Raw genomic sequence first — 26,243 nt, forward strand, 5'->3', positions numbered from 1 at the left:
TCCAGGTTCAGAAAAACGGATTGCCCGACGCCTGCGGCTGGTCGCGCTTGCCCCGGTAGCGTTCCAGCGTCGCGCCATGCGCGCGCTGCGACAGCACGGCGGCAGCCAGCGCAAAGTCGTCGGGATAGGTGACCTTGAAGTTCTGCGCGCCGCCGGGCACCAGGCGCGGGCGCTGGCCCACGGCCTCCATGGCGCTGGCCTCGTCGGTCACGGCCGATCCCGCGTGTTCCAGGGCGTCAAGCAGCGGCGCGATGCGAAACATCTGCGGCGTCTGCGCCAGCCATTTGTCGCTGCGGTCCACCGTGCCCGCCACGCGCACCCCGCCAGGCCCGGTCACGGCCGTCTTGAGCGTGTCGGGCAGCTTGTGCGCCAGCAGGCCGCCCACGGCATCGTGCTCGCAGGCGTCGATCAGGGCATCGATCAGTTCGGGCGTCACCAGGCAGCGCGCGGCGTCGTGCACCAGCACCCAGTCGTGCGCACTCGCTCCGCGCGCCAGCAGCTCCTTCAGGCCGTTGGTCACGGATTCGGCCCGCGTGGCGCCGCCGCAGGCCGCCGTGGAGTAGCGCGTGGGCGACGGGCCCGGCAGGCCCTGGCGCCAGAAATCATCGCCAGGCGCGATCACCACCAGAGTGTGGTGCACGCGCGCTGTGCCCGCAAAGGCGGCCAGTGTGTGCGCCACCATGGGCGCACCGGCCACCAGGTGGTATTGCTTGGGCAGTTCAGGCGCAGGCGCATCGGGCGCGATGGCGCGCGAGCCCGTGCCCGCACAGGGGATCAAGGCCCACAGGCGGGCCGGCTCCAGGGATGCGGGCGCAGCCGCCGCAAGCAGATCTGTCATGGTGGCGCATTGTAGTGACGGCCATGCGCCACCATGGACATGCGGGCATGCCTGCATGGCCGTCATGCGTGCTGGCTAAAATGGTTCGATACCCCTCTGCGCGTGCCGAGGGGTTTTGTCGTTACTTCGCCCAGGCGCTGCGGCGCCCACGTCCAAGCACCATGGAACTGCCCAAGCTCACTCCCGGAAAACGCTTCACCCTGCCCCGCCCTGTGGGCAGCGCCGACGCCCTGCTGCTGGCCCGCCTGGGCGAGCGCGAGAAGGCTGCTGGCCGGGTGACGGCCATCGTCACGGCCGACGCCTCGGATGCCCAGCGGCTGATCGACGAGATGGCCTTCTTCGCCCCGGGCCTGCGCTGCGCGCTGTTCCCCGACTGGGAGACCCTGCCCTACGACAGCTTCTCTCCCCACCAGGACCTGATCAGCGAGCGCCTGGCCACGCTGTGGCGCATCAACCAGCGCGACAAGGAGCATGGCGCCGACGTGGTGCTGGTGCCCGCCACCACGGCGCTGTACCGGCTGGCGCCGCCCTCCTTCCTGGCCGGCTACACCTTCGAGTTCAAGAGCGGCCAGAAACTGGACGAGGCCAAACTCAAGGCCCAGCTGACGCTGGCCGGCTACCAGCATGTCTCCCAGGTGGTCAGCCACGGCGAGTACGCGGTGCGCGGCGGCCTGATCGACCTGTTTCCCATGGGCTCGCTGCAGCCCTACCGCGTGGATCTGTTCGACGACGAGATCGACTCCATCCGCACCTTCGATCCCGACACCCAGCGCAGCCTCTACCCCGTGCCCGAGGTGCGCCTGCTGCCCGGCCGCGAGTTCCCCATGGACGAGGACGCGCGCGCCAAGTTCCGCCAGCGCTGGCGCGAGCTGCTGGAGGGCGATCCCACGCGCAGCCGCATCTACAAGGACATGGGCCAAGGCATTGCCACGGCCGGCATCGAGTACTACCTGCCGCTGTTCTTCGACGAAACGGCCACCGTGTTCGACTACCTGGGCGCCGATGCCACCGTGGTGATGCATGGCGACCTGGAGCCGGCCTTCCAGCGCTTTTGGCAGGACACCAAGGAGCGCTTCCGCCTGGTGCAGGGCGACCCCGAGCGCCCGGCCCTGCCGCCCGAGGTGCTGTTCCTGTCCGCCGACCAGTTCTACACGCGCGCCAAGGAGCACGCCCAGCTCGCGCTGCGCCCCGGCACCGAGGACGTGGCCGACAGCGCCATCTTCCAGAAGCTGGAGGACCTGTCCGTGGTGCGCGGCGCGGAAGACCCGCTGGCGCGCCTGCAAAGGCACATTGCCAGCAGCGCCCACCGCATCCTGCTGCTGGCCGAGTCCGATGGCCGGCGCGAAAGCCTGCTGGACTTCTTCCGCGCCTCGGGCGTGAACCCGCCGGTCTTCGACTCGCTGGCCGAGTTCCAGGGCGATGCGGGCGAGAAGGTGGGCATTGCCACGGCCGGCCTGATGAACGGTTTTGCCTGGGTGGAGGAAGGCCTGGACTTCGTCACCGAGACGGAGCTGTTCGCCACCAGCCCCACGGGCCGCAGGCGCCGCCGCCAGGAGCAGGTCAGCGATGTGGAGGCGCTGATCAAGGACCTGTCCGAACTCAAGGTGGGCGACCCCGTGGTGCATTCGGACCATGGCATCGGCCGCTACCAGGGCCTGGTCAACATGGACATGGGCCAGAAGAACCCTGACGGCACGCCGGCCGTGCAGGAGTTCCTTCACCTGGAGTACGCGGGCAACGCCGTGCTCTACGTGCCCGTCAGCCAGTTGCAGCTGATCAGCCGCTACACGGGCGTCTCGCCGGAGGACGCGCCGCTGCACAAGCTCGGCGGCACGCAGTGGGAAAAGGCCAAGCGCAAGGCGGCCGAGCAGGTGCGCGACTCGGCAGCCGAGCTGCTGAACATCTATGCGCGCCGCGCCGCACGCCAGGGCCATGCCTTCCGCTACTCGCCCCAGGACTACGAGCAGTTCGCCAACGACTTCGGCTTCGAGGAAACGGCGGACCAGCGCGCTGCCATCCACGCCGTGATCCAGGACATGATCAGCCCCCAGCCCATGGACCGCCTGGTCTGCGGCGACGTGGGCTTCGGCAAGACCGAGGTGGCGCTGCGCGCGGCCTTCGTGGCCATCACGGGCGGCAAGCAGGTGGCCTTCCTCGCGCCCACCACGCTGCTGGCCGAGCAGCACTACCAGACCCTGGTGGACCGCTTCTCCAAGTGGCCGATCAAGGTGGCCGAAGTCTCGCGCTTTCGCTCGGGCAAGGAGATCACGGCGGCTGTCAAGGGCATTGCCGACGGCTCGGTGGACATCGTCGTGGGCACGCACAAGCTGCTGTCGGAGTCCACACAGTTCAAGAACCTGGGCCTGCTGATCATCGACGAGGAGCACCGCTTCGGCGTGCGCCACAAGGAAGCCATGAAGGCCATGCGCGCCGAGGTGGACGTGCTCACGCTGACGGCCACGCCCATCCCGCGCACCATGGGCATGGCGCTGGAAGGCTTGCGCGACCTGTCCGTCATCGCCACCGCGCCCCAGCGGCGCCTGGCCATCAAGACCTTTGTGCGCAACGAGGGCACGGGCGTGATCCGCGAGGCCGTGCTGCGCGAGCTCAAGCGCGGCGGCCAGTGCTACTTCCTGCACAACGAGGTCGAGACCATCGAGAACCGCAAGCAAAAGCTCGAGGAAATCCTGCCCGAGGCACGCATTGCCGTGGCCCACGGCCAGATGCCCGAGCGCGAGCTCGAACGCGTGATGCGCGACTTCGTGGCCCAGCGCTACAACATATTGCTGTGCTCGACCATCATCGAGACCGGCATCGACGTGCCCAGCTCCAACACCATCCTCATCAGCCGCGCCGACAAGTTCGGCCTGGCCCAGCTGCACCAGTTGCGCGGCCGCGTGGGCCGCAGCCACCACCAGGCCTATGCCTACCTGATGGTGCCCGACCTGGACAGCCTGACCAAACAGGCCCAGCAGCGGCTGGAGGCCATCCAGCAGATGGAGGAACTGGGCTCGGGCTTCTACCTGGCCATGCACGACCTGGAGATCCGCGGCGCCGGCGAGGTGCTGGGCGAGAACCAGAGCGGCAACATGATGGAGGTGGGCTTCCAGCTCTACAACGAGATGCTGTCCGAGGCGGTGCGCAGCCTCAAGGCCGGCAAGGAGCCCGACCTGCTCAGCCCGCTGTCGGCCTCCACCGACATCAACCTGCACGCGCCGGCCCTGCTGCCCAACGACTACTGCGGCGACGTGCACCTGCGCCTGTCCTTCTACAAGAAACTGGCCACGGCACGCACCAGCGACCAGATCGACACCCTGCTCGAAGAAATCGTGGACCGCTTCGGCAAGCTGCCGCCCCAGGCGCAGACGCTGATCGACGTGCACCGCCTGCGCGTGCTGTCGCAGCCCTACGGCGTGGTCAAGGTGGATGCGGCGCCCGGCGTCATCAACATCACCTTCAAGCCCCAGCCGCCCGTGGACCCGATGGCCATCATCCACCTCATCCAGAAGAACAAGCACATCAAGCTGGCCGGCAACGAGAAGCTGCGCATCGAGCGTGCCCTGGACAACCCCAAGGACCGCGCCCAGATGGTGCGCGACGTGCTGCGCAGCCTGGGCCAGCCGCTGGTGGAAGCGAAGGCGGCCCAGCCCGCATAGAACGCGTCGTTCCAGCCATGTTCCTCGAAGCGAGCATCGCCCTGCTGGCCCTGGCCACCGCGCTGTGGCTGCGCCCCTGGCGCATGCTGGCCGGCCGCACTGGTCCGGGCGGCCCGCAGGACCGCGTTGCCTCGCCCCTGGTCACGCCGCTGCTGGGCGTGCTCGTGCTGCTGCCCTGGATCTGGGCCCTGCCCACGCTGCATCGCATGCCGCTGCAATTGCAGTGGTCCTCGGCGCCGCTGGTGGTGCTCATGCTGGGCTGGCCGCTGTCCGTGCCGCTGCTGCTCGTTGTGGGTGGCCTGGCGGCCCTGCTGTCGCCGGCCCTGGGCTGGGGCGATGCGCTGGGCATCTCGGTCTGGCAGGGCATCGTGCCGGCCACGCTGGCCATGCTCTGGGGCGCGGCGCTGCGGCGCTGGCTGCCGCACCAGATCTTTGTCTACATCCTCGCGCGCGGCTTTGCGGGCACGGTGCTGTGCGTTTTCATCTCGGCCCTGCTGGCCCAGGCGGCGGGCCACGCCCTGCCCGGCGTCAACGAGGATCTGTCGCGCATCGCGCGCTGGCTCATGGCCTGGGGAGATGCCGTGGTCACCGGCATGGTCACCGCCATCTTCGTGGTGTTTCGCCCCCAATGGCTGGCCACCTGGTCGGACGCCATCTACCTGCGCCAGCCGCCCGCAGCCTGACGGCAGGCCCGCCACTGGATATGATTTGCGCCTGTTTCCCGCCAGCCCGGCGGCCCGTCCCCTTTTTGCTGCCCCACCCATGACCGATGTCACCGAATTCGCGCCCGGACTGCTGATCCGCGGCATCCAGCCGCCACTGAAGCTGGCCGACTACAAGCTCATCGCGTTCGACATGGACTCGACGCTGATCACCATCGAGTGCATCGACGAGATCGCCGACGCCACCGGCAAGAAGGCAGAGGTCGCGGCCATCACCGAAGCCACCATGCGCGGCGAGATCACCGACTTCAAGGACAGCCTGCGCCAGCGCGTGGGCAAGCTCGTCGGCGTGACCGAGGCCGACATGGCCCGCGTGCTGGCCGAGCGCCTGAAGCTCTCCCCGGGCGCCGAAACCCTGGTGCGCGCAGCCCAGGCCGCGGGCCTGAAGGTGCTGCTGGTCTCGGGCGGCTTCACCTACTTTGCCGAACATGTGCGCGGCATGCTGGGCATCGACTTCGTGCGTGCCAACGTGCTGGAGATGCGTGACGGCGCGCTGACCGGCGGCCTGATCGAGCAGCCCTGGGGCGACATCTGCGACGGCGCCGAAAAGCGCCGCACCCTGCTGGAAGTCGCCTCGCTGCTGGGCATTCGCCCCGACCAGTGCATCGCCGTGGGCGACGGCAGCAACGACATTCCCATGATGCAGGTCGCAGGCCTGTCCGTGGCCTACCACGCCAAGCCGCGCGTGCGCAACGAAGCCAAGGTCTCCATCACCGAAGGCGGCCTGGACCGCCTGCTGGAAGTCCTGCGCTGAAAACGGGTGGCAGCGGCGGGCGCAGGCCGCTGCGCCGCTCCGCAATCAATAGCTGAGAATGTTCTGTGGGCTTGCTTTTCCGGCAAGCCCCAGTCTTTTCTACAATGCATCACGCAGCCCCATAGGCCACCGCCCCAGCGCCGGGTGGCCCACCTACAACAGCAGGCTGCACGCCGGCGCATCCGCGCGCCGGTGCTTGGAATCTCCTCCCCCATCCCCATGTGACACACAAGGCCGCAGGCTTGCCCGCATATGGGCAGCCTGTGGCGCGCCGAACGGCGCGGGCCCGCCTGCGCCGACCGTGTACATGACCACCATGATTGGAAAAAACTCCGTGAAGACTTCGTTCCGCGCCACTGCCTCCGTGATCGCCCTGGCCATTGCATCGCTGACCGTGCCCACGCTGGCCCAGGCCAAGCGCATGGGCAGCGGCGGCAAGTCCGTGCGCCCGGCGTCGATCGGCAAGGCCCCCGCTCAGCCCGCAGCGCCTGCGGCACCCACCGCCAGCAAGGCAGCGACTCCGTCCACCCCCGCCGCACCAGCCGCGCCTGCAGCCCCGACCGCTGGGGCAGCCCCCGCTGCGGCACCTGCGGCTGGGGCCGCCCCCGCTGCTGCTGCACCTGGCGCGGCTGCCGCTCCCGCAGCACGCGGCTCCGGCATGATGGGCACGCTGGGCGCCGCTGCCGTGGGCGCCGTTGCAGGCTCCATGGCCGGCAATGCGCTGGCTGGCGCCATGACCCCTGAAAAGGATGCGGCCGCCAAGGAAGCCGAAGCCAAGGCCAAGGCCGCTGAAACCGAGGCAGCCGAGCTGCAGCGCAAGGCCGACGAAGCCAAGGCCAAGGCAGAAGCCGCCCGCGCTGCCGCCAAGTAAACCGCCTGCGTTTTTCCCCGAAAAGGCCGCGCCCGTCGCGGCCTTTTGCTTTATAGGGCGGCCGTTTCAGCCCGGCCCGGCGCGCAGCGGCTGCAGCAGGTGCGACAGTCCGTTGTGGTCCAGTTCCTGCATCAGCGCCAACAACTGGCCCAGCTCTCCCTTGGGGAAGCCTTCGCGTGCGAACCAGTTCAGATAGTTGCCGGGCAGGTCGGCGATCAGCCGGCCCTTGTACTTGCCATAGGGCATTTGCACCTGCACCAGCTTTTGCAGCATTTCGGAGTCCATGGCGGCGATGGTACGCGCTGCGGCATCGCAAGAATCTGCATAAAAAGCCACAGCCTTATAACCAAATAGCAAAATTGTTCATTGCGGCCGCTGGCGCCGCACTAGACTATGCGCCTGCCTGCCGTACCGCCCGACACAGAACCACTCCACCGGGCCTGCGGCGTTTTTGCAACCCGTTGAAGAAAGTCCTCCGGTCATGTTGAAGAAAGCCCTCTCCGCAATCGCGATTGCCACGCTGGCCCTGACGGCCCAGGCCGCCGACGTGCTCAAGGTCGGCGCCACCGCCGTGCCCCATGCAGAAATCCTCAACCATGTGAAGCCGGCCCTCAAGGCCCAGGGCATCGACCTGCAGATCAAGGAATTCAGCGACTACGTGCAGCCCAATGCGGCAGTCGAGGACAAGCAGCTGGACGTGAACTTCTTCCAGCACCAGCCCTACCTGGACAGCTACAACAAGGACCGCAAGACCTCGCTGGTGGCCGTGCCCAATGGCAAGGTCCATGTGGAGCCCTTCGGCGGTTACTCGCAGAAGATCAAGAACGTGAAGGATCTGAAGGACGGTGCCACCATCGCCATCCCCAACGACCCCTCCAACGGCGGCCGCGCCCTGATTCTGCTGGCCAAGCAGGGCCTGATCGAGCTCAAGGACCCCAAGAGCCTGACCCCCACGCCGCTGGACGTGGCCAAGAACCCCAAGAAGCTCAAGTTCAAGGAACTCGAAGCCCCGCTGCTGCCGCGCGCACTGGCTGACGTGGACCTGGCCCTGATCAACACCAACTACGCCATCGAGGCCAAGCTCAATCCCACCAAGGATGCGCTGTTCATCGAAGGCTCCGATTCGCCCTACACCAACATCGTGGTCTCGCGCCAGGACCGTGCCAACGATCCCAACATCGCCAAGCTGATGAACGCGCTGCACACGCCCGACGTGAAGAAGTTCATCCTCGAGAAGTACAAGGGCGCTGTCGTTCCTGCGTTCTGAGGCGCAGGGAATGCAGCCGGTCGGCTGCGTCCTGTCCCCGCAAAAAAAGCGCTGCCTCGGCAGCGCTTTTTTCATTCCCGTTCCCTGGTATCGCCACTCAACCCGCAGGCGTCACCTCGGCCGGCGCCTTGGCCGCCGCAGCGGGCCGCGTGATGGCGCTGCCCATGGCCGCGCCCATGATGCAGGCGATGGCCAGCCACTGGGTCCCCACCAGGTGCTCATGCAGCAGCAGCATGCCCATGAGGGCGGCAATCGCAGGCTCCGTGGCCAGGGCGATGCCGAAGGTGGCCGGTGGCAGGCGGCGCAGGGCCATCATCTCCAGCGTATAGGGCAAGGCGCTGGAGATGGCCGCCACCACCAGGCCGAAGGCCAGGATGGACGGCTGCAGCAGCTTGGCCCCCGCCTCGGCCACGCCGAAGGGCACCACCACCATGGCGGCGAACACCAGGCCCAGCGACACGGCCTGGCCGCTGGGAATGCTGCCCAGGCGCTGACCCAGCAGGATGTACAGCGCCCAGCAGATGGCAGCGCCCACGGCGCAGGCAATGCCCACGGGCTCCAGCACCAATCCGCCCGCGCCGGCGCCCCCTATCGGCAAAATCAGGGCCAGCCCCGCCACGGCCAGCGCCAGCCAGACAAAGTCCACCGGCCGGCGCGAGTGGTAGATGGCCACGGCCAGCGGGCCGGAGAATTCGATGGCCACGGCCAGGCCAAAGGGAATGGTGCGCAGCGCCATGTAGAACAGCAGGTTCATGGCGCCCAGCGCCACGCCGAAACGCAGCAGCGCCCAGGCCTGGGGGCGGGCCAGCGTCCAGCGCCAGGGCCGCCAGATGGCCACCAGTATCAGCGCGGCAAAGCCCACGCGCAATGCCGAAGTGCCCTGGGCGCCCAGCACCGGAAAAAGCTGCTTGGCCAGTGAAGTGCCCACGCCCAGTGCCGTGACCGAGCCCAGCACGGCCAGCAGGGGCCAGGCGCGGTTCCATGTGGTGTTTGTTGTCATGGCCCGTACGATATTGCAGGCCAGCGATGCAAAAGGCTCGTTTTGGGGCCTCTTCGCGCAATATTCGCTCTTTCCGACCGCCCCGCACCCGTTTTCCGCCCCTTCCCCATGCCCGCCATCGCACTCGATACTTTTGACCGCGCCATCCTCGACGTGCTCCAGCGCGACAACCTCACGCCACAGCGCCTCATTGCCGAGCAGGTCCACCTTTCGGCACCGGCCGTGCAGCGGCGCATACGGCGCCTGCAGGAGCTGGGCGTGATCACGGCCAACGTGGCCGTGGTCGATCCCGTGCGCACGGGGCGCCCGCTCACCGTGCTCATCAACGTGCAGCTGGCCAACGAGCGCCCGGACCTGTCCCTGGCCTTCCGCGCGCGCGTGGCGCGCGAGCCCGCCGTGCAGCAGTGCTACTACGTGACCGGGGAAGCCGACTATTCATTGATCGTCACGGCTGCCGATATGCAGGAGTACCAGGCGCTGGCGGCGCGGCTGTTCTCCGGAGACGACAACATCCGGCGCTACACCACCTCGATCGCTCTGGAACGCATCAAGACCGGGCTGCAGTTGCCGATGGCAGAACACAAGCCCGACAATGAAACAAGTTGACACAACCTAGACATACACCAGGAGACTGCTTTGAGCGCACCTTCACCGGACAGCATGGCCCGCCTTGTCGCCACACGCACCCTCGACAAGTACGAGCGTGACTACTATCCCAAGCGCGAGCGCATCACCATTTCCTTCCGGGGCGACCTGGCCGAGCAATACAACTACGACATGATCCAGCCCTTGTCCGAGGCCCAGCGCCATGGCCACAAGGTCGTCATCGAGGCGACCAGCCAGAAGACCGGCGCCACGGGCCACTACTGCATCGAATGCAACAGCTGGAACCTCATCGAGGCCGTGGGCACCTGGGCGCCCGGCGAGCAAGCCCCGGCCGCAGACTGATCTGCGCCGTCAGCCAACTGCCGGTGCCAACGCGCTGCCAGCCACCCACCAGGCCAGCGCCAGCATCATCACGCCCGTGAGGCCATCGAGAACGCGCCAGGCCTGCGGCTTCTCGAACAGGCGCTTCATGCGGCGGCCCGCAAAGGCCAGCGCCACGAACCACGACAGGCTGGCCGATGCTGCGCCCACCACATAGACCCACTTGAGCACGCCTTCCTGGCGCGCGCCGATGGAGCCCATGAGCAGCACCGTGTCCAGATAGACATGGGGGTTGAACAGGGTGATCACGGCCAGCGTGGAGACCACGCCCAGCAGGCCACGCGGGGCCAGTTGCCCGCCCGATGCCGCCAGTTGCGCATCGGGCGCCATGGCCATGCGCCACAGCGCGATCAGCCCATAGGCCAGCAGGAACAGGGCGCCGCCCAGCGTCAGGTAGCGGGCCAGGTCGGGGTTGTCGCCCAGCAGCCGGGCCATGCCCGCCACGCCCAGGCCGATGAGCACCACGTCGCTCACCACGCACCAGGCCACGCACGCGCGCACATGCTGGCCTTGAACGGCCTGGCGCAGCACATAGAGGTTCTGGGCGCCGATGGAGACGATGAGAGACAGGCAGACCGTGAAGCCCGCCAGCCAGGAAGAAGAAACATTTGCAGTCCACATGGCCGGGATTGTCTGGCCAGCAAATGGTTAAGTAAAATTACATTTACTCAACCAAATGAAGAATATCTAAATGCTCGACTACGCCGGACTCGAAGCCCTGGCGGCCGTGGTGCGCGAAGGCAGCTTCGAGCGCGCGGCACGCAAGCTGCATGTCACGCCCTCGGCCGTTTCCCAGCGCATCAAGCTGCTGGAGGAGCGTGTGGGCCAGGTGCTGGTACTGCGCGGCCAGCCCTGCTCGGGCACCGATGCGGGCCGCAGGCTGTGCCTGCACCTGGAGCAGGTGGCCCTGCTCGAAAACGATCTGCGCCGCAAGAACCCGGAACTGGTCCCCGAGGGCCAGACCGCCCTGCCCACGCTCAAGCTGGCCGTCAATGCCGACTCGCTGTCCACTTGGTTCATGGATGCCATGTCCGCCTTCACGCGCGACGGCAACGAGCTGCTGGACATCAGCATCGACGACCAGGACCACACGGCCAAGCGCATCCGCGAGGGCGAGGTGCTGGCCGCCGTCACGGCCACTTCATCGGCCATTCCCGGCTGCAATACCTGGCCACTGGGCCGCATGCGCTACGTGGCGGCCGCCAGCCCCGACTTCATTCGCCGCTACCTGAAGGACGGCATCACGCCCGAGGCCATGGCGCGCACGCCCATGATGAGCTACGGCCGCAAGGACAGCCTGCAGGACCAATGGCTGCAACGCCTGGGCGCAGAGGGGCGGCGCAACACGCCGCGCCACTTTCTTCCCTCCAACCAGGGCTATACGCGGGCCTGCGAGCTGGGCATGGGCTGGGGCATGCACCCGCCGCCGATGATCGGCGCGCAGCTGGCCGAAGGCAGCCTGGTGGAGCTGCTGCCCGGCAACGACCTGGACATTCCCATGTACTGGGCCCATGCGCGCAATGCGCAGGCCAGCCTGCAGCGGCTGACCGACTGCGTGATCCAGGCGGCAGCCGCCTGTCTTGACCCGATGGAGTGAGGGGGCCATCGACGACCCTCTCTTTCCCCCTCGCCCACTCCGTCGAATCCACCTCCCCGGCCAATGCGTTTTTGCCAATCCGGGATCATCGCAATACCGGAAACAAACAGGTCTTCCATTCATTGAAGCCGCTGAAATACCGGCGTCAGCAGATAATCCCGCGCACGCCCGGAAAATGCAAACAGGAACAGTCCTAGAAATAAAATAGGAGCATTCCCATAAGGCGGATACAAGCGTCCCGGGGGCAAAAAGAAGGACTCAGATTTTCTGAAAAGCCTTGACATCATTTGCCGGGAGCCTAGAGAATTCGCGGGCCTCAAGGCAATTTCATAAAGCTGCCACTCTTTTTGAAAATCACCCAGGCAATAGACGCGCCTCGAAATACTTGCCATATCCAGGAAATCGACATCTCCGGCAATGCCTCCATTGCCGGATATTCAGGATTCGCCTATGACCACCACAGGAATACACAGGGACGAATACACGGGACAGGCAATGCAGGAGTACTCCTTCGCTTTTCATTTGCGCATTCCATTCATTGCGCATGCGGCATGCCAGCGGCGCCGCGAAGCCGGCGGCATGCCTGCGCCGCCCGCAGGGCGCCACCAGGGCTTCACCCTGGTGGAGATCATGGTGACCCTGGCCGTGATGGTCATCCTGCTGGCCATTGCCGCCCCCAACATGAACGACATGGTGCAGGCCAGCCAGCAGGAGTCCGCACTGATGCGCCTGTCCGCGGCCCTGCGCATGGCCCAGCACGAGGCGGGACGACGCAACCAGCGCATCACCATCTGCCCTGCCAGCGCGGGCCGCAAGGCCTGCAGCGACACCACCATCGGCAGCGGTCCCTATCAGGGGCTCCAGGATTGGTCCGGCGAGCTGATCGCCTTCAGCGACGGCAGCACCCCCCGCGTGATCGACGAGGACGACCAAGTCCTCAGGGTGTTTCCCAGCGTGCGCAGCGTGGATCTCTTCGCCTGGTATCCGACGGGCGGCCAGGGCATGAAATCGGCGGGCCACGCCGTACACGCGCTTCCGGACGGGCAGATCTGCTGGCCCACGGCCCGCCAGGGCGCACCGGGCGCCGAGCAGGTCCACCGCGTGGCCTACCCCTGCAACCCCGACGTGCCCTTCACGGCCTGCCCGAGTCGCGCCCGGCCCCCCCCCGCCCGCCATATCGCCATGTATGCCGGTGGCCTGCAGGACCTGGCACCGCGCGACCCGCTGCCCCGCGCCTCTGACAGCCGCAAGCCGCAAGCCGTGGACTGCGCCGGCGCCGCTTCCGGCCTCTGAACACAAGCGAGGACTTCGCATGGACAGGAAGGATCCACACCCCGCCCCCACCCCCGCCGTAGCTGCGGCATCGCAGGCAGGCTTCACGCTGGTGGAGGTCATGGTCACCCTGGTGGTCATTTCCGCCGGCCTGCTGGGCACCCTCAAGGGGCTCTATCAGAACCTGGGCGACCTCAATGCCTCCTACCAGCGCACGGCGGCCGTGCAAAAGGCCGCCGAGATGGTGGAACGCCTGCGCGCCAACCGCCGGGGCGCACTGGCAGGCGACTTCGACGGCGGTGGCGGCACCGCGCCCAGATCCTGCAGCGACCCTGGCGAAGGCGGAGACGACAAGGCCCATGCCCAGTACCGGCTGTGCCTGTGGCAAAGGGACCTGGGCAACGCCCTGGCCCAGGGCCAGGGCAGCGTCAAGACTGCCGAAGGCAAGACCCTCATCACCGTGACCTGGAGCCATCCCCGCAGCGGGGATGGAAACCCCGAAGAACACAGCATCGAGGTCATCCCATGAGAGATCGGCTGGCATCCCGTGGCCCGCAGCAAGGCCCGCAACAGGGCCTGACCCTGGTGGAACTCATGGTGGCGGTGGTCATCGCCCTGTTTCTCCTGGCCGCCTTGGCGGGACTGTATGTGAACGCAAGAGGCCTGCTGCGCCATGAAAATGCACTGGCGCGCATGCAAAGCGATGCACGCCTGAGCTTTGGCGTGATGGGCCAGGCGGTGCGCAATGCGGGCTTCACGGGCTGCAGCACGGCCCTGACCAAGGTTCCCCCCTTCATCGCCGAGCCCGAAAGGCTCGGGCCCCACTGGAACCTGCTGGATCCCATAGGCATCCGGCGCGGACAGGCACAGGATGCCTGGACCAGTTTCGCGGAAGATGTCCCTGCCCAGGCCAGCGCCCGGTCGGACGTGCTCAGGACCGCGGGCACGGGCACGCACAAGAGCAGCCAGCAACTGAGCGACAACGATGTGGTCGTCGCGACCGATTGCTCGCAGACCTACATTTCCCGCCGGGTGCTCCTGGATACCTGCATCCAGCCCCCGCCCGGATCGGGAATTTCCGGCTTCTCTCCGGACCGTGGCGCCTGCGGCCTGACGCCCCTCAAGCGCGATGCACGCGTGCTGCCCGCAGTCAATGACCTGTTCTTCATCGGGCGGCTCAAGGACGGCAGCGCCACCGGCCTCATCCACTGCTCCAGCAGCCTGATCGATCCCAAGCCCGAGCAAGGCAAAGCCAATAACCTGAGCTGCCGCATGCTGGCCGAAGGGGCCGTGGATCTCAAGATCGAGGCCATACACGGCCAGCCCTCGGCCGCCGTGCAGCAAAAGGCTCCCGGCAACAGCGTATGGAACAACACCGACTCCGGCCTGGCCGGCAGAGCGACGACGCCGGGCCCGCCTCCGCCGCCACCGCCTCCTGCCGTGCGCGCCGTGGAAGTGCGCCTTCTCATGGCCTCCGCGCCTGGCATGGGTGCGCTGCTGCACGCACCCCAGAGCTACACCTTCTATCGCGACGGCAACGGCGCCCCCCGGCGCACCACCGCAGCCGATCGGCGGCTGTACCGTGAATTCAGCGCGGTCTTCACGCTGCGAAACCGGGTGGAATGAGCATGGCAAGGACACGGACACAAACACGGACACAGGGCGGCCTGGCGCTCATCACCACCATGATCATCATGATGGCCCTGGTGATGCTGTCGCTGGCCGCCATGAACATGGGCCTGCTGCAGGGCCGGTCCACGGGCAACCGCAACGACTGGCACATCGCCTTCCAGGCCGCCGAGGCCGCGCTGCGCGACGGGGAGCAGGACATCACCACCCGCAACCCGGCCCTGGAGGCCTTTGACGATGCCTGCACAGCGGGCCTGTGCCTGCCCAGGGAAGACGGCAGCTCGTGGTCCGAGGCGCTCATTGCCCAGGACACGCTGGGCGTGGCGCTGGGCACGCACACCGGGCAGACCGCCCCCGGCCCCCAGGGAGCCCCGACACCGCGCTACCTCATCGAGCGGCTGGAGACCCCTGCGCAAAGCGTGGTGGTGCAGGGCTATGGCGCCGACCAGGGCCGCCCTCCCGTCTTTCGCGTGACGGCCATCGGCATGGGAGCGGCCCGGCGCGCCGATGGCAGTCCGGCCTCGCGGGTGGTGCTGCAAAGCATGTACATCAATTGAAGGAAAGACCATGCGCAAACTCCCTCTGCAAAAGCCAGCCCAGCACCCCCTCTTGCCGGCGGCAGTGGCGATGCTGCTGCTCGCCTGCATGGCCGGCCCCCGCGCGCAGCAACCGGCGCGCCCCGTGCCCCTGAACATCTCACAGGTGCCCCTAATGGCCACGCAGAACGCCACGCCCAACGTGCTGCTCATCATGGACAACTCCAACAGCATGGACGAGGCACCCAACGGCTGGGCCGTGGGCAGCGCCAGTGCGAACAGCAAGTCCGAAATCGCCCGCACCGCGGCCCGCACCATCATTGAACGCCACCAGGGGCGCATGAACTTGGGCCTGATGGCCTACCAGCAGAACGACCACGTTGACATCACCAGCCTGGGCAACTCGCTGTACGACGTCAGCTACAACCCCAGGCACTGGAACCGGGACTGGGAAGGCCCGCGCGCCAGCCCCGACAACAAGCGCTTCCGCCTCCCCAACCCCAACGACCCTGGGCGCTTCATCCACTTCAACGTGGCCTTGCCGATGTACGGCCTCGGCAACACGGCCGCCCACTGCTTTTCCGCCACAGCCAACGCCGCGGCCACGCCCGCCAATCCCGACGGCTTCCGCACAACCGAGACACCCGATGGCCCCTGGGACCGCTATGCCTGCTTCCGCAGCAAGATAGGTACCGACAACACCGTCATTGCGGGCTATGGCGACTTCTGGTTCGAGGGACCTTTCGAGGCCACCGACTCCGACTTCGCCCAGGGCATCTTCGACTTCGGCAGGCAGATATTCCTCACGCCCATAGGCTTGGCCTGGTTCAGCAACGGGTGGCGCAACAATGACGGTTCCCGCCGCTTTCCAGGCCGCGGCTTCCTGCACCAGCCCATCCGGCCGCTGGACGGCGCCCACAGGGCCGCGCTGGATCGCAAGCTGGCCACCTCGCAGTTTGAGGTCAACGGGCCGACCAATCCCGCCCTGCCCCTGCAGAACGCGGGCAGTACGCCGCTGGAGGGCACGCTGCTGACGGCATTCGACTACTTCCAGGGCGAGGGGGGCAGTTGGCGCGATGCGGCAGAGGGCTATGTGCCCGCCTGCTATCCGCTGCCCCAGTCCTGCGGCCGCAACTTTTTGGTGCTGCTCACCGACGGCCTGCCCTCGACCCGGCCCGACGGCACCATCATCCAGGACATGGCGGCCGGCCTGCGCCAGACGGCAGAGGCCGCGCGGCGCCTCAGGCAAGAGGCCAACGTGGAGACCTTCGTCATCGGATTCGCCCTGCCCTTCGGCACCAATCCCGAGCAATTGAACGAGGTGGCCGCCGCCGGGGGCACGGAGCGCGCCTTCGCGGCCAACGACCCCGCGACCCTCGATACCGCCCTGCAGGCGATCTTCGCCGACATCGCCGCCCGCTCCTCCAGCGTGGCCGCCGTGGCGGCCAACTCCACCAACGTGTCCAGCAGCACCAGGATCTACCAGGCCCGCTTCGATCCCCGCGACTGGAGCGGCACGCTGTCAGCGCACAGCATCACAGGCACTGCGGTGGCCGAACAGGCGCAGTGGGAGGCACGCATTCCTGCGACACGCCGCATCCTCAGCTACCGGCCCGACACGCGCCAAGGCGTGGCCTTTGCCTGGGATGCACTGAACCCCGAGCAGCAAAGGCAGATCGGATCGCTCGACGTGCTGGCCTACCTGCGGGGCAGCCAGGCGCAGGAAGCGCCCCGTGGACCCCTGCGCAGGCGCACCAGCCTGCTGGGCGACATCGTCAACTCGGCCCCGGTGTATGTGGGCGCGCCCGAGATGCCCTACACCGAGGCCTCCTACCGCGAATTCCGCAAGGCACGGGCCGATCGCCGCAAGATGGTCTACGTGGGAGCCAACGACGGCATGCTGCATGCTTTCGACGCGGATACGGGGCAGGAGCTCTTTGCCTATGTCCCCTCGACCGTGATCCCCCACCTGCGCCAGCTGTCCGATCCGAACTACCGCCACCGCTTCTACGTGGACGGCTCGCCCATGGTGTCCGATGCCTTCATCGGCGGCCGGTGGCGGACCATCCTCGTGGGGGGTCTGGGCGCAGGGGGCCAGGGCGTGTACGCGCTGGACATCACCGATCCCGATGCGATCACCGAAGCCGCCGCCAAGGACGTCGTGCTGTGGGAGTTCGGCGACCGCGACCGGCGCGCACCGGGCAGCAACCGACCGGCCGGTTTCGATATGGACATGGGCTTCAGCTTCGCGCAGCCTTCCATCGCCAGGACACGGGCAGGCTGGATGGCCCTGTTCGGCAACGGCTACAACAATGTGGAGGCGGACGGCGCGGCCAGCGCCAGCGGCAATGCCGTGCTGTACGCCGTCAACCTGGAGACCGGCGCGCTGCACAGGAAATGGGACACTCGCCGAGGCGTGCAAGACAGCACGCGCAGGTGGCCCAATGGCCTGAGCACGCCGGCTGCCGTGGACCTGGATGACGACGGGCTGGTGGACCGCGTCTATGCGGGAGACCTGCAGGGCAACATGTGGCGCTTCGACCTCATGGCCGCGAGCGGGGACGGGGGCGGGATCGTGCCGTCGGTCAACGGCACTCCTGCACCGATGAGCACCCCCTGGGGCGGCAGCTTCCACGGGCAGCCCATCACCACGCGGCCCGAGGCCAAGATCAGCCACGGCACGCTGCAATCGCACGTGCAGCTGCTGTACGGCACGGGCAAGAGCTTCGAGGTCGGCGACCATGACGCTGCGGCCCCGGCCTCCGCATCCCAGTACTTCTTCAGCCTGCTGGACGAAGGCACCGGGGGCTCCTCCGCAAGCCACAGCGTGCTGAAGGTCACCAGTGTCGACGCCGGCGCCGCCAACGGCGATGGCCGCACCACGCAGATGTCCCTGCGGCTGATCTCCGACGGCCGCCCCGGCAACAGGAACTGGATCATGCCCCTGGCCGACGCGGGCGAGCGCTTGATCACCCATCCCATGCTGCGCCGCGACCGCATCATCTTCACCACGGCCGTGCCCAGCACGCAGATGTGTACGGCAGGCGGCCATAGCTGGCTGATGGAACTCTCGCTGGACGGCCAGGGCGCGGAGAAGTATGCCGACGGCCTGTTCGACATCAACGGCGACGGTACGGTGGACGGCAGCGACCGCTACGGCGACAACGACCGCGCCACCGGGGGCGCGCGGCTGGAGGGCATCAGCTCTCAGCCCGCCATCCTGAACAACGGCAAGCAGGAGACCAAGGTCATGAACAGCACCGCAGGCCTGCAGTCGCTGGCCGAAAGCAAGGGGCCGCTGAGCAACAGGCGCATTTCCTGGCGCGAGGACACCCCGGCCGACATCCATCCGCTGGGCCTGGACTGACTATGGGCATGCAGAACAACCCGTTGCCGACGCCCGGCCGCCGCCGGACGGCAGGCGGCTTCACCCTGATCGAGCTGATGGTGGTGGTGGCCGTGATCGGCATCCTGTCGGCCATCGCCTATCCCAGCTATGCCGAATACCTGCGCAAGTCCCGCCGCACCGATGGCAGGCGCGCCTTGCTGGAGGCCGCAGGCGCCATGGAGAAGTACTTTTCCGCCAACCTGACCTACGAGGGTGCGACGCTGGGAGGCACCGGCGTCTATGCCAGCCGATCTCCCGACGGTTTCTACGAACTGTCGCTGAGCCCTGACCCCACCGCATCGAGCTACACCCTCATTGCCTCGCCGCTGCGAAGCCAGCTCAGCGACAAATGCCATACCTTCACCTACGACCACCTGGGCGTGGGCGGGGTCCGCAATGGCACCCTGCCTGCGCGCGATTGCTGGTAGCAGCCGCGCAGCGTGGCCCGGCAGCCGCGCTCAGGGTTCGCTGCCCGGCCCAGGGATCGGGGCCGGCGCCCCGGACCCGGCAGGCTCGGGCCGCTGTATGGTGCGCACGGCCGCGCGCACGCGGGTCAGGGTGTGGAAGTCCAGCAGGCTGGTGGCCATGATGGTTTCCCAGAGAAAGCAGGCCAGGGCCGAGAGAAACATCAGCACGCCGAACAGAAAGCCCAGCACCGCATAGCCATGGCCGTTGATGCCGTAGGCCTCGCCCAGAAACAGCAGGGCAATGGTCAGGCCGATGCAAAAGCCGCAGACGGTCAGCAGCCCTATGCAGACATTGGCCAGCCGGCCGCGCTTGCGCAGAAAGTGCAGTTCCGTGAGGCTGCGCGCGATGAAGTCCTCTTCCTGCGGGTTGCGCAGCAGTTCTTCCAGCTTGCGCGCGCGGTCGATGATGCGGGCCAGCCGCCCGGCCACGGCGCCGATCATGCCGGCCACGGCCGTCAGGAAGAACACCGGCGCCAGCGCCAGCTGGATGCTGTGGGTGACGGTATCGGCGTCTAGCGACCAATTGATCATGCGGTCCTCTGCGTGCTTTCTGTTGTCTGGTGCGGCCATGCTGCCGTGTTTTCGCGCGGACAGTATTGTGGCCGCAAGCGGGGCCGGCAAGAGGCCATGTCGCCAGCTTTTGGCATTCAGCGGGCCGGTGGCGCTGGCAGCATCTGCCGGCACAGCGACAGCATCTCGGTCAGCAGGGCGGGCGCCTGGTCGCGCCGGCAGACCACGCCCAGCGGCGCCAACCTGCCCGTCAGCCGCACATCAAGCCGGCACACGCGCGCATGGGTCTGCAGGCCCGGCGCAATGCTCAGTGGCACCAGGGCCACGGCGCCGGGCTGGCTCAACAGGCCCTCCAGTATCGGCAGGGAAACGGTGGAGACGGGAAACCAGGGCGCATCGGGCAGCGCCTGGAGCACCTCGGCCTCGAAAATCCCGCGTACGGCGATGTTGGCCGTGGGCAGCACCCAGCGTGCGCCGGTCAAGGCCTGCAGCGGCACGTCACGGCGCCCGGCCAGCGCATGCGAGCGTGCGGCCACCACCACGGCCGTGTCGGCCAGCAGCGGCTCGAAGGCGAAGGGGCCGGGCAGCAGCGCCGGCTCGCGGCAGAACACCGCGTCCAGCCCGCCGCCCAGCAGCTGGGACAGCAGCCGGGTGCTGGCGTCTTCGTGCACATCGACATGCACCTCGGGGTGCTCGGCATAGAACCGCGCCAGCAGGGGCGAAAGAATGGCCAGGGCTGCCGCCGGAATGGCGCCCAGCCGCAGCGCGGCCGCCGCGCCCCGGCGAATGGCAGCCAGCGATTCCGCCACCTCCTCCAGCGCGGCCAGCACGCCGCGCACCGTGTCCACCAGGGTCTGGCCGGCCAGCGTGGGGCGTATGCCCCGCGCATGGCGCTCGAACAGGCGGATGTCCAGCACGCGCTCCATCTCGGCCAGCGCCTGGGTGGCGGCCGACTGGCTCATGTGCAGCGTGGCGGCGGCCTGCACCACCGAGCCGCATTGCTGCAGCGCCACCAGCAGTTGCAGCTGGCGCAGGCGCACATGCTTGGTCAGGCGCGAATACAGCAGCCGCCCCTGGGGCGTGGCCGCATCGTCCAGGCCGTCGCGGTCATCGAAGTCATTGCTCATGGGAGTCTCAGTGTTTTCCCCAGGCAGGCCCTGGCGCGCCACAGGCGGCGCAGGGCAAGCTATCGGAACGGCTTATAGCTTGGCATAAATACCGTGGCCCACGCGGGCGGCAGGATTTCTATAGTTGCCTGCATCGGGAGCCAGCGCGGCCCAGGCCTGCGGCTCCTTCCCCCGTAGATGGAACCCATGCCATGCAAGCCAAACCCCTCTTTCAGCTGCCGCGGCGCACCGTGCTCTCGCTGGGCACGTCCGGTCTTGCCGCCGTGTTGTGCGGCCTCACTCTGGCCCACACGGCCTCCACGGCCCATGCGGCCGACGCCTATCCGAACAAGCCGGTCAAGCTCATCGTGCCCTTTGCAGCAGGCGGCTCCACCGACATCGTTGCGCGCGTGATCGCAGAGGGCCTGCGCAGCACGCTGGGCCAGCCCGTGGTGGTGGACAACAAGGCCGGCGCTGGCGGCCTGATCGGAACCGAAAGCATTGCCCAGGCCGCGCCTGACGGCTACACCATCGGCATGGCCACGGTGAGCACGGCCACCATCAATCCCTCGCTGTACACGCGCGCCGCCAAGCTGGAAGGCAGGCTTTTGCCCGTGGCCAATCTGGTGACCATGCCGTCGGTCTACATGGTCCATCCCAAGATGGGCGTCAAGGATTTCCCGGGCTTTCTGGCCAAGCTGCGCGCCCAGCCCGGCGCCTACAGCGCGGGCGTGCCGGGCCTGGGCACGCTGGGCCATCTGATGGTGGCGTCCTTCAACGAGACCATGAAGACCCAGGTGCAGATCGTGCCCTACCGCGGCAACGGGCCGGCGCTCAACGACGCCCTGGCCGGCATGGTGCAGGTGATGACCGACCAGCTGCCTTCGGCCATGCCCCAGATCAAGGGCGGCAAGCTCATCCCCGTGGCGCTGTCGGGCGACAGCCGCTCGCCCGACCTGCCCGATGTGCCCACCTTCAAGGAGCTGGGCTACGCGCAGCTCAACGAACTGGGCATCAGCTGGTTCGGGCTGGTCGTGCCGGCCGGCACGCCACCGGCCATCGTCCGGCAGTTGCAGGATGCGTCGGTGAAGGCCGTGCGCCTGCCCGAGGTGCAAAAGCACCTGAAGCTGCTGGGCGCCTCGGTCACCGAGATGGACCAGAGCCGCTTCCCGGCCCAGATCGCCAGCGAACTGCAGCGCAACAAGGCGCTGCTGGACAAGGCAGGGGTGAAGCCGGAATGAGTGCAGTCGAGCATCTCCAGGACTTCTTCCAGCAGCAGTCCCCGCGCATGGCGGCCCTGGCCGACAGCATCTGGTCCCTGGCCGAGCTGCGCTATGCAGAAACCGCTTCTGCCCGGCTGCACATTGATGCGCTGGAGCAGGCCGGGTTTCGCATCACGCGCGGCGTGGCCGGCATTCCCACGGCCTTCCTGGCCGAATGGGGCGACGAGGGCCCGGTGCTGGCCTTCCTGGGCGAGTACGACGCGCTGTCGGGCCTGAACCAGCAAAGCGGCGCCCTGGTCTGCACGCCCTCCACCGACAGCCCGGGCCTGGCGGGCCACGGCTGCGGCCACCATCTGCTGGGCACCTCGGCGCATTTCGCGGCCGTTGCGCTGCAGGAGCACCTGCGCCGCAGCGGTGCCAAGGCACGCGTGCGCTACTACGGCTGCCCGGCCGAGGAAGGCGGATCGGGCAAGACCTTCATGGCGCGCGCCGGGGTGTTCGACGATGTGGACGCGGCGCTGACCTGGCACCCGGCCAGCTTCACCGGCGTGTTCAGCCAGAGCACGCTGGCCAACATCCAGGCGAAATTCATCTTCCACGGCAAGGCCTCGCATGCCGCGCATTCCCCGCACCTGGGCCGCAGCGCGCTCGACGCCGTGGAGCTGATGAACGTGGGCGTGAACTACCTGCGCGAGCACATGCCCACCGATGCGCGGGTGCACTACGCCATCACCGACTCGGGCGGCCTGTCGCCCAACGTGGTCCAGGCGCGCGCCGAGGTGCTGTACCTGGTGCGCGCCGCGCGCAACCATGAGGCAGCAGCGCTGTACGAGCGCGTGCAGAACGTGGCACGCGGCGCCGCGCTGATGACGGACTGCCGGCTGGAGATCGTCTTTGACAAGGCCTGCTCCAACCTGCTGCAGAACCGCACGCTGAACCAGGTGATGTATGCGCAGATGCAGGCCCTGGGCCCGCTGCGCGTGGACCCCGGCCTGCATCGCCTGGCCGGAGACTTCCAGGCCACGCTGGACAGCAACGACGTGGACCAGGTCAGCCGCCCGCTGGCCAGCGTGCTGCGCGGCAAGGTGCCGGCCGTGTTCGAAGGCCTGGCGCCCTACGATCCTGCCGTGGAGGACACCCTGTTCGGCTCCACCGACGTGGCCGATGTGAGCTGGATCACGCCCACCGTCCAGGCCTGGGTGGCCTGCTACGCCTTCGGCACGCCGCTGCACTCCTGGCAGATGGTCTCGCAAGGCCAGTCCGGCCTGGCCCACGCCGGCATGGTGCGCGCAGCCCAGGTGCTGGCGGCCACGGCCATCGCCTTGCTGGAGCAGCCCGAACGCATTGCCCAGGCCAAGGCGGAGCTGCTTGAGCGCCGCGGCGGCCGACCCTATGCGTGCCCGATTCCTGCGGAGGTGCCCTTGCCGTTCATGCGGGGGTGATGGGCTTGGCTCGCCCTGGATGATCGACTCCTACCCCATGCCCAGTTCCCGGGCTTGCCCGGGCTTGCAGGGGCTTGCCCCTTTGCGCTGCCGCAAACCCACCCCGCCGCCGCGTTGACCCATCACAAGCCCTCCGCGCCAGGCCACGGCGATAGTTGGATCGGGACCCCACCGATACCAACAAACCACAGGAGGACTTGTGAAGCTGATGATTGATCTTTTTTCCACCGACTACGGCCTGATGAGCCTGGGCGCCATCGTCTTCATGCTGATCATGGCGGGCTTTTTCCTGCGCCTGTTCCTGGGCAAGATGAAGCACGTGGCCAACAAGCCGCTTGAATGAAGAAATGCCCAGGCAGGGGCTGGCCTGGGCATTCGCACGCAGCAGCCCTGCGCACTCAATAGTGCGGGGGCAGTTCGTCGCGCAGATTGGTCGCGCCGCCGGCGGGTCCGCCTTCGGGCACCCGGCGGCGCAGGTCGCGCAGCTCGTCAAGCAGCCGGTCGATCTGCTGCTGCTGGCGGTAGATGGTCAGGTTCAGCTGCTCCAGCAGGTCTTCGGTGTAGCTGGCCTTGATCTCCAGCTCCATCACGCGCGCCTGCAGGGCATCGGCGTCTGCGTGCCCGCCGCCATGTTCTGCGTCGTCAGCCACGCTCATGCCTTGAGCGCCTGGGCCAGGCGGGCGATGCCTTCGCGGATCTTGTCCTCGTCAGCCGTGGCGAACGAGAGGCGGAAGCTGGTGGCATCGGGGTTTTGCGCAAAGAACGGCGCACCCGGCACAAAGGCCACGCCCTGGGCAATGGCCCGCTTGGCCAGCTCACCGGCATCGGCCAGCGCGCCGCCCTTGCCGGTCAGGCGCACCCACAGGAACAGGCCGCCCTGGGGCTGCAGGAATTCCACGGCATCGCCGAGGTGCTCGCGCAGCGCATCGCCCATGGCCTTGGCGCGGCGCGCGTAGACCTCGCGCACATGGGCCAGCGTGGCGGGCATGGCGCCGGACTTCAGGTACTGCGCGGCCGTGGCCTGGGCAAAGGTGCTGGTGTGGGCATCGCTGAACTGCTTGCACATCACGGCGCGGCCCAGCAGCTCGGCCGGGGCCACCAGCCAGCCAATGCGCAGGCCGGGGCTGAGCACCTTGCTCAGCGAGCCGCAGTGCGCCAGCCAGTCGCGGCTGCCGGGCACCTGGCTGGACAGCGCCAGCAGGCTGGGCGGAGGCGCTTCGCCAAAATACAGGTCGCCGTAGGGATCGTCTTCCACCACCAGAGTCTGGTACTTGACGGCCAGCTCCAGCACCTTCTTGCGGCGCTCCAGGCTCAGCATGGCGCCGCTGGGGTTGCCGAAGGTGGGGATCAGGTAGACCAGCTTGGGGCGGTGCTCGGCAATGAGTTGCTCCAGCGCATCGACCTGGGCGCCTTCGGCATCGATCGGCGCGCTGATGACTTCGGCGCCATACAGGCGGAAGCACTGGATGGTGGCCAGGAAGGTCGGGCCTTCGACGATGACCTTGTCGCCGGGGTTGATCATGGTCTTGCCCAGCAGGTCCAGCGCCTGCTGGCTGCCCGTGGTCACCACCAGTTGCTCGGGTGCCAGCTCGCGCACGCCCTTGCCGGCCATGAAGGCGGCGATCTGCTCACGCAGCGGCTGGTAGCCTTCGGTCGCACCGTACTGCAGCGCGGCGCCCGGCTCCTGCTGCAGCGCGGCCTGGGAGGCGGCGCTGATGCCGGCCACGTCGAACATGGCGCTGTCCGGGAAACCACCCGCAAAGCTGATGATGCCGGGCTTGCCCAGCAGCTTGAACAGCTCGCGGATGGCGGAGGTTTCTACGTTGTTCAGACGGTCGGCGAATTGCATGGGCAGGAGTCTCTTTGTCGGTGCAATGAAAAGGCGAAGCCTGCATTGTCGCCAATCCTGCCGCAGCTTTCCTGCACGATTAGAAGCCCCCTGAGTCGATTCGCGCCTTCCCCCTCTCTCCCGGAAGGCAGCTGCGTTCAATCCACCTTGATGTCGGCTCTGGCGGCCACGGCGCGCATTTGCGGCAGTTCGCGCTCTATGCGCTCCTGCAGCGCGCTGGCCGGACCCCATGCGGGCGACAGGCCGATGTCCACCAGCTTCTTCTTCATGGCCGGCTCGGCCATGGCGTCGGCCAGCGCCTTTTCCAGCTTCCTCTGGATGGGTGCGGGCAGGCCGGCCGGGGCGAGGAAGGCAAACCAGGTGTCCATGGCAAAGCCCGGGTAGCCGCTTTCGGCCACGGTGGGCACCTGGGGCAGCAGGGCCAGGCGCTGCGGGCCCAGCGCTGCGATGGGACGGATCTTGCCGGCCTTGATCAGCGGCGTGGTGGCCACCACCGTGTCCACGGCCACCTGCACCTGGCCGCCCATCAGCGCGGTGAGGCTGGGCGAGCTGCCATTGAAGGGCACATGCACCATGCGCATGCCCGTGGCGGTCTTGAGCATTTCGCCGCCGAAGTGCACCGAGGATCCCGTGCCGAAGGAGCCGTAGGACAGCTTGTCGGGGTCGGCCTTGGCCAGGGCCACGAGTTCGGGCAGCGTGCGTGCAGGCGTTTCGTTATGGGCTACCAGCACCAGGCCCATGTCGGCCACCAGCCCCAGCGGCGTGAAACTGCGCAGCGGGTCATAGGGCAGCGGGTTGCGGATGGCGGGGTTGAGCGTCAGCGTGGTGCTGGCGCCCAGCAGCAGCGTGTAGCCGTCGGGCGGCGCCTTGGCCACCAGCGCGCCCGCCACCACCGTGCCTGCACCGGGGCGGTTTTCCACGACCACGGGCTGGCCCAGCCGCTCACCCAGCGAGGTGGTCAGCAGCCGGCCCAGGATGTCGGTGGCGCCGCCCGGCGCAAACGGCACGACCAGCTTGATCGGACGATCCGGGTAGGACTGGGGCTGGGCTTTGGCTGCGGGCAGCGCAAGTGCCGTGGCACCGGCCATCAGACACGACAGAAAACGGGAACGGGACAAGGCCATGGCGC

Annotated in this window: 26 protein-coding genes; 17 read left to right on the forward strand and 9 right to left on the reverse strand. The window is 67.7% G+C overall.

Annotated features, from left to right (window positions below; all coding sequences use genetic code 11):
* Positions 1-7: 7 nt before the first annotated feature.
* Positions 8-838: a 2-C-methyl-D-erythritol 4-phosphate cytidylyltransferase gene (ispD, locus tag BW39_RS01970; protein WP_043819361.1), complete on the reverse strand. Its 831-nt coding sequence runs from the start codon at positions 836-838 to the stop codon at positions 8-10.
* A gap of 161 nt (positions 839-999) precedes the next feature.
* Between ispD and mfd the strand changes: the two genes are divergently transcribed.
* The 4 genes from mfd to BW39_RS01990 all read left to right on the forward strand — a co-directional run bounded on the left by mfd (position 1,000) and on the right by BW39_RS01990 (position 6,841).
* On the forward strand, positions 1,000-4,494 hold the full coding sequence (gene mfd, locus BW39_RS01975; RefSeq protein WP_034391890.1) for a transcription-repair coupling factor: 3,495 nt from the start codon (positions 1,000-1,002) through the stop codon (positions 4,492-4,494).
* A gap of 17 nt (positions 4,495-4,511) precedes the next feature.
* Positions 4,512-5,177 carry a hypothetical protein gene (locus BW39_RS01980; protein ID WP_043819362.1) on the forward strand — a complete coding sequence of 222 codons (666 nt, stop codon included), beginning with the start codon at positions 4,512-4,514 and terminating at the stop codon, positions 5,175-5,177.
* 79 nt (positions 5,178-5,256) lie between these two features.
* Positions 5,257-5,970 (forward strand): phosphoserine phosphatase SerB, encoded by a 714-nt coding sequence (gene serB, locus BW39_RS01985; RefSeq protein ID WP_016445267.1) that lies wholly within the window; start codon positions 5,257-5,259, stop codon positions 5,968-5,970.
* 307 nt (positions 5,971-6,277) lie between these two features.
* Positions 6,278-6,841, forward strand: coding sequence for a hypothetical protein (locus BW39_RS01990; protein WP_043819363.1), 564 nt, complete (start codon positions 6,278-6,280; stop codon positions 6,839-6,841).
* Between the two features lie 66 nt (positions 6,842-6,907).
* Here the strand turns inward: BW39_RS01990 and BW39_RS01995 are convergent, their stop codons facing one another.
* The gene (locus BW39_RS01995) at positions 6,908-7,126 is read right to left on the reverse strand and encodes a DUF3820 family protein (RefSeq protein ID WP_043819365.1); all 219 of its coding nucleotides are present in this window, start codon (positions 7,124-7,126) and stop codon (positions 6,908-6,910) included.
* Between the two features lie 196 nt (positions 7,127-7,322).
* On the opposite strand from BW39_RS01995, the gene BW39_RS02000 reads away from it, so the two are divergent.
* Entirely contained in the window at positions 7,323-8,108 is a 786-nt protein-coding gene (locus BW39_RS02000) for a MetQ/NlpA family ABC transporter substrate-binding protein (protein ID WP_034391882.1), read from the forward strand.
* A gap of 97 nt (positions 8,109-8,205) precedes the next feature.
* Here the strand turns inward: BW39_RS02000 and BW39_RS02005 are convergent, their stop codons facing one another.
* Positions 8,206-9,108 carry an EamA family transporter gene (locus BW39_RS02005; protein ID WP_034391880.1) on the reverse strand — a complete coding sequence of 301 codons (903 nt, stop codon included), beginning with the start codon at positions 9,106-9,108 and terminating at the stop codon, positions 8,206-8,208.
* A 108-nt stretch (positions 9,109-9,216) separates the two neighbouring features.
* Here BW39_RS02005 and BW39_RS02010 point away from each other — a divergent pair, with 108 nt between their 5' ends.
* Positions 9,217-9,714, forward strand: a complete 498-nt coding sequence (locus BW39_RS02010; protein ID WP_013803176.1) for an Lrp/AsnC family transcriptional regulator — start codon at positions 9,217-9,219, stop codon at positions 9,712-9,714.
* Between the two features lie 30 nt (positions 9,715-9,744).
* Positions 9,745-10,056: a hypothetical protein gene (locus BW39_RS02015; RefSeq protein ID WP_043819366.1), complete on the forward strand. Its 312-nt coding sequence runs from the start codon at positions 9,745-9,747 to the stop codon at positions 10,054-10,056.
* 9 nt (positions 10,057-10,065) lie between these two features.
* Here the strand turns inward: BW39_RS02015 and BW39_RS02020 are convergent, their stop codons facing one another.
* Complete coding sequence (locus BW39_RS02020; protein WP_012204685.1) at positions 10,066-10,716, reverse strand: LysE/ArgO family amino acid transporter; 651 nt, start codon at positions 10,714-10,716, stop codon at positions 10,066-10,068.
* Positions 10,717-10,786: 70 nt separating this feature from the next.
* Here BW39_RS02020 and BW39_RS02025 point away from each other — a divergent pair, with 70 nt between their 5' ends.
* From BW39_RS02025 to BW39_RS32145, 7 genes are all read left to right on the forward strand, one after another.
* A complete protein-coding gene (locus tag BW39_RS02025) occupies positions 10,787-11,692 on the forward strand; it encodes an HTH-type transcriptional regulator ArgP (RefSeq protein WP_043819368.1) in 906 nt (301 codons plus the stop codon).
* 450 nt (positions 11,693-12,142) lie between these two features.
* Positions 12,143-12,985: a GspH/FimT family pseudopilin gene (locus tag BW39_RS29720; RefSeq protein ID WP_161786975.1), complete on the forward strand. Its 843-nt coding sequence runs from the start codon at positions 12,143-12,145 to the stop codon at positions 12,983-12,985.
* Between the two features lie 19 nt (positions 12,986-13,004).
* Entirely contained in the window at positions 13,005-13,493 is a 489-nt protein-coding gene (pilV, locus tag BW39_RS29725; RefSeq protein WP_052155261.1) for a type IV pilus modification protein PilV, read from the forward strand.
* Complete coding sequence (locus BW39_RS02040) at positions 13,490-14,590, forward strand: PilW family protein (protein WP_043819369.1); 1,101 nt, start codon at positions 13,490-13,492, stop codon at positions 14,588-14,590. Before pilV ends, BW39_RS02040 begins: the two co-directional genes overlap by 4 nt.
* A 2-nt stretch (positions 14,591-14,592) precedes the next feature.
* Positions 14,593-15,150 carry a pilus assembly PilX family protein gene (locus tag BW39_RS29730; protein WP_062794134.1) on the forward strand — a complete coding sequence of 186 codons (558 nt, stop codon included), beginning with the start codon at positions 14,593-14,595 and terminating at the stop codon, positions 15,148-15,150.
* Positions 15,151-15,160: 10 nt separating this feature from the next.
* Positions 15,161-18,496, forward strand: coding sequence for a PilC/PilY family type IV pilus protein (locus tag BW39_RS32140; protein ID WP_161786976.1), 3,336 nt, complete (start codon positions 15,161-15,163; stop codon positions 18,494-18,496).
* 2 nt (positions 18,497-18,498) lie between these two features.
* On the forward strand, positions 18,499-18,945 hold the full coding sequence (locus BW39_RS32145; protein ID WP_326923858.1) for a type IV pilin protein: 447 nt from the start codon (positions 18,499-18,501) through the stop codon (positions 18,943-18,945).
* Between the two features lie 30 nt (positions 18,946-18,975).
* On the opposite strand, the gene BW39_RS02060 is transcribed toward BW39_RS32145, so the two are convergent.
* On the reverse strand, positions 18,976-19,515 hold the full coding sequence (locus BW39_RS02060; protein WP_052155263.1) for a DUF2721 domain-containing protein: 540 nt from the start codon (positions 19,513-19,515) through the stop codon (positions 18,976-18,978).
* Between the two features lie 116 nt (positions 19,516-19,631).
* Positions 19,632-20,621, reverse strand: a complete 990-nt coding sequence (locus tag BW39_RS02065) for a LysR family transcriptional regulator (RefSeq protein WP_012204682.1) — start codon at positions 20,619-20,621, stop codon at positions 19,632-19,634.
* A gap of 191 nt (positions 20,622-20,812) precedes the next feature.
* Between BW39_RS02065 and BW39_RS02070 the strand changes: the two genes are divergently transcribed.
* From BW39_RS02070 to BW39_RS29990, 3 genes are all read left to right on the forward strand, one after another.
* A complete protein-coding gene (locus tag BW39_RS02070; protein WP_043819370.1) occupies positions 20,813-21,841 on the forward strand; it encodes a tripartite tricarboxylate transporter substrate binding protein BugE in 1,029 nt (342 codons plus the stop codon).
* Complete coding sequence (locus BW39_RS02075) at positions 21,838-23,265, forward strand: M20 family metallopeptidase (RefSeq protein ID WP_043819371.1); 1,428 nt, start codon at positions 21,838-21,840, stop codon at positions 23,263-23,265. The genes BW39_RS02070 and BW39_RS02075 overlap by 4 nt, the downstream gene beginning before the upstream one ends.
* Positions 23,266-23,473: 208 nt before the next feature.
* On the forward strand, positions 23,474-23,608 hold the full coding sequence (locus BW39_RS29990) for a DUF3149 domain-containing protein (protein ID WP_012204679.1): 135 nt from the start codon (positions 23,474-23,476) through the stop codon (positions 23,606-23,608).
* A 55-nt stretch (positions 23,609-23,663) separates the two neighbouring features.
* On the opposite strand, the gene BW39_RS02080 is transcribed toward BW39_RS29990, so the two are convergent.
* From BW39_RS02080 to BW39_RS02090, 3 genes are all read right to left on the reverse strand, one after another.
* Positions 23,664-23,921 (reverse strand): SlyX family protein, encoded by a 258-nt coding sequence (locus BW39_RS02080; RefSeq protein ID WP_013803183.1) that lies wholly within the window; start codon positions 23,919-23,921, stop codon positions 23,664-23,666.
* A complete protein-coding gene (locus tag BW39_RS02085; RefSeq protein ID WP_043819376.1) occupies positions 23,918-25,114 on the reverse strand; it encodes an aminotransferase-like domain-containing protein in 1,197 nt (398 codons plus the stop codon). The genes BW39_RS02080 and BW39_RS02085 overlap by 4 nt, the downstream gene beginning before the upstream one ends.
* A 137-nt stretch (positions 25,115-25,251) precedes the next feature.
* Complete coding sequence (locus BW39_RS02090) at positions 25,252-26,238, reverse strand: Bug family tripartite tricarboxylate transporter substrate binding protein (RefSeq protein ID WP_043819378.1); 987 nt, start codon at positions 26,236-26,238, stop codon at positions 25,252-25,254.
* Between the last annotated feature and the right edge of the window lie 5 nt (positions 26,239-26,243).

Source organism: Delftia sp. RIT313, from assembly GCF_000632165.1.
Taxonomy (GTDB): domain Bacteria; phylum Pseudomonadota; class Gammaproteobacteria; order Burkholderiales; family Burkholderiaceae_C; genus Comamonas; species Comamonas acidovorans.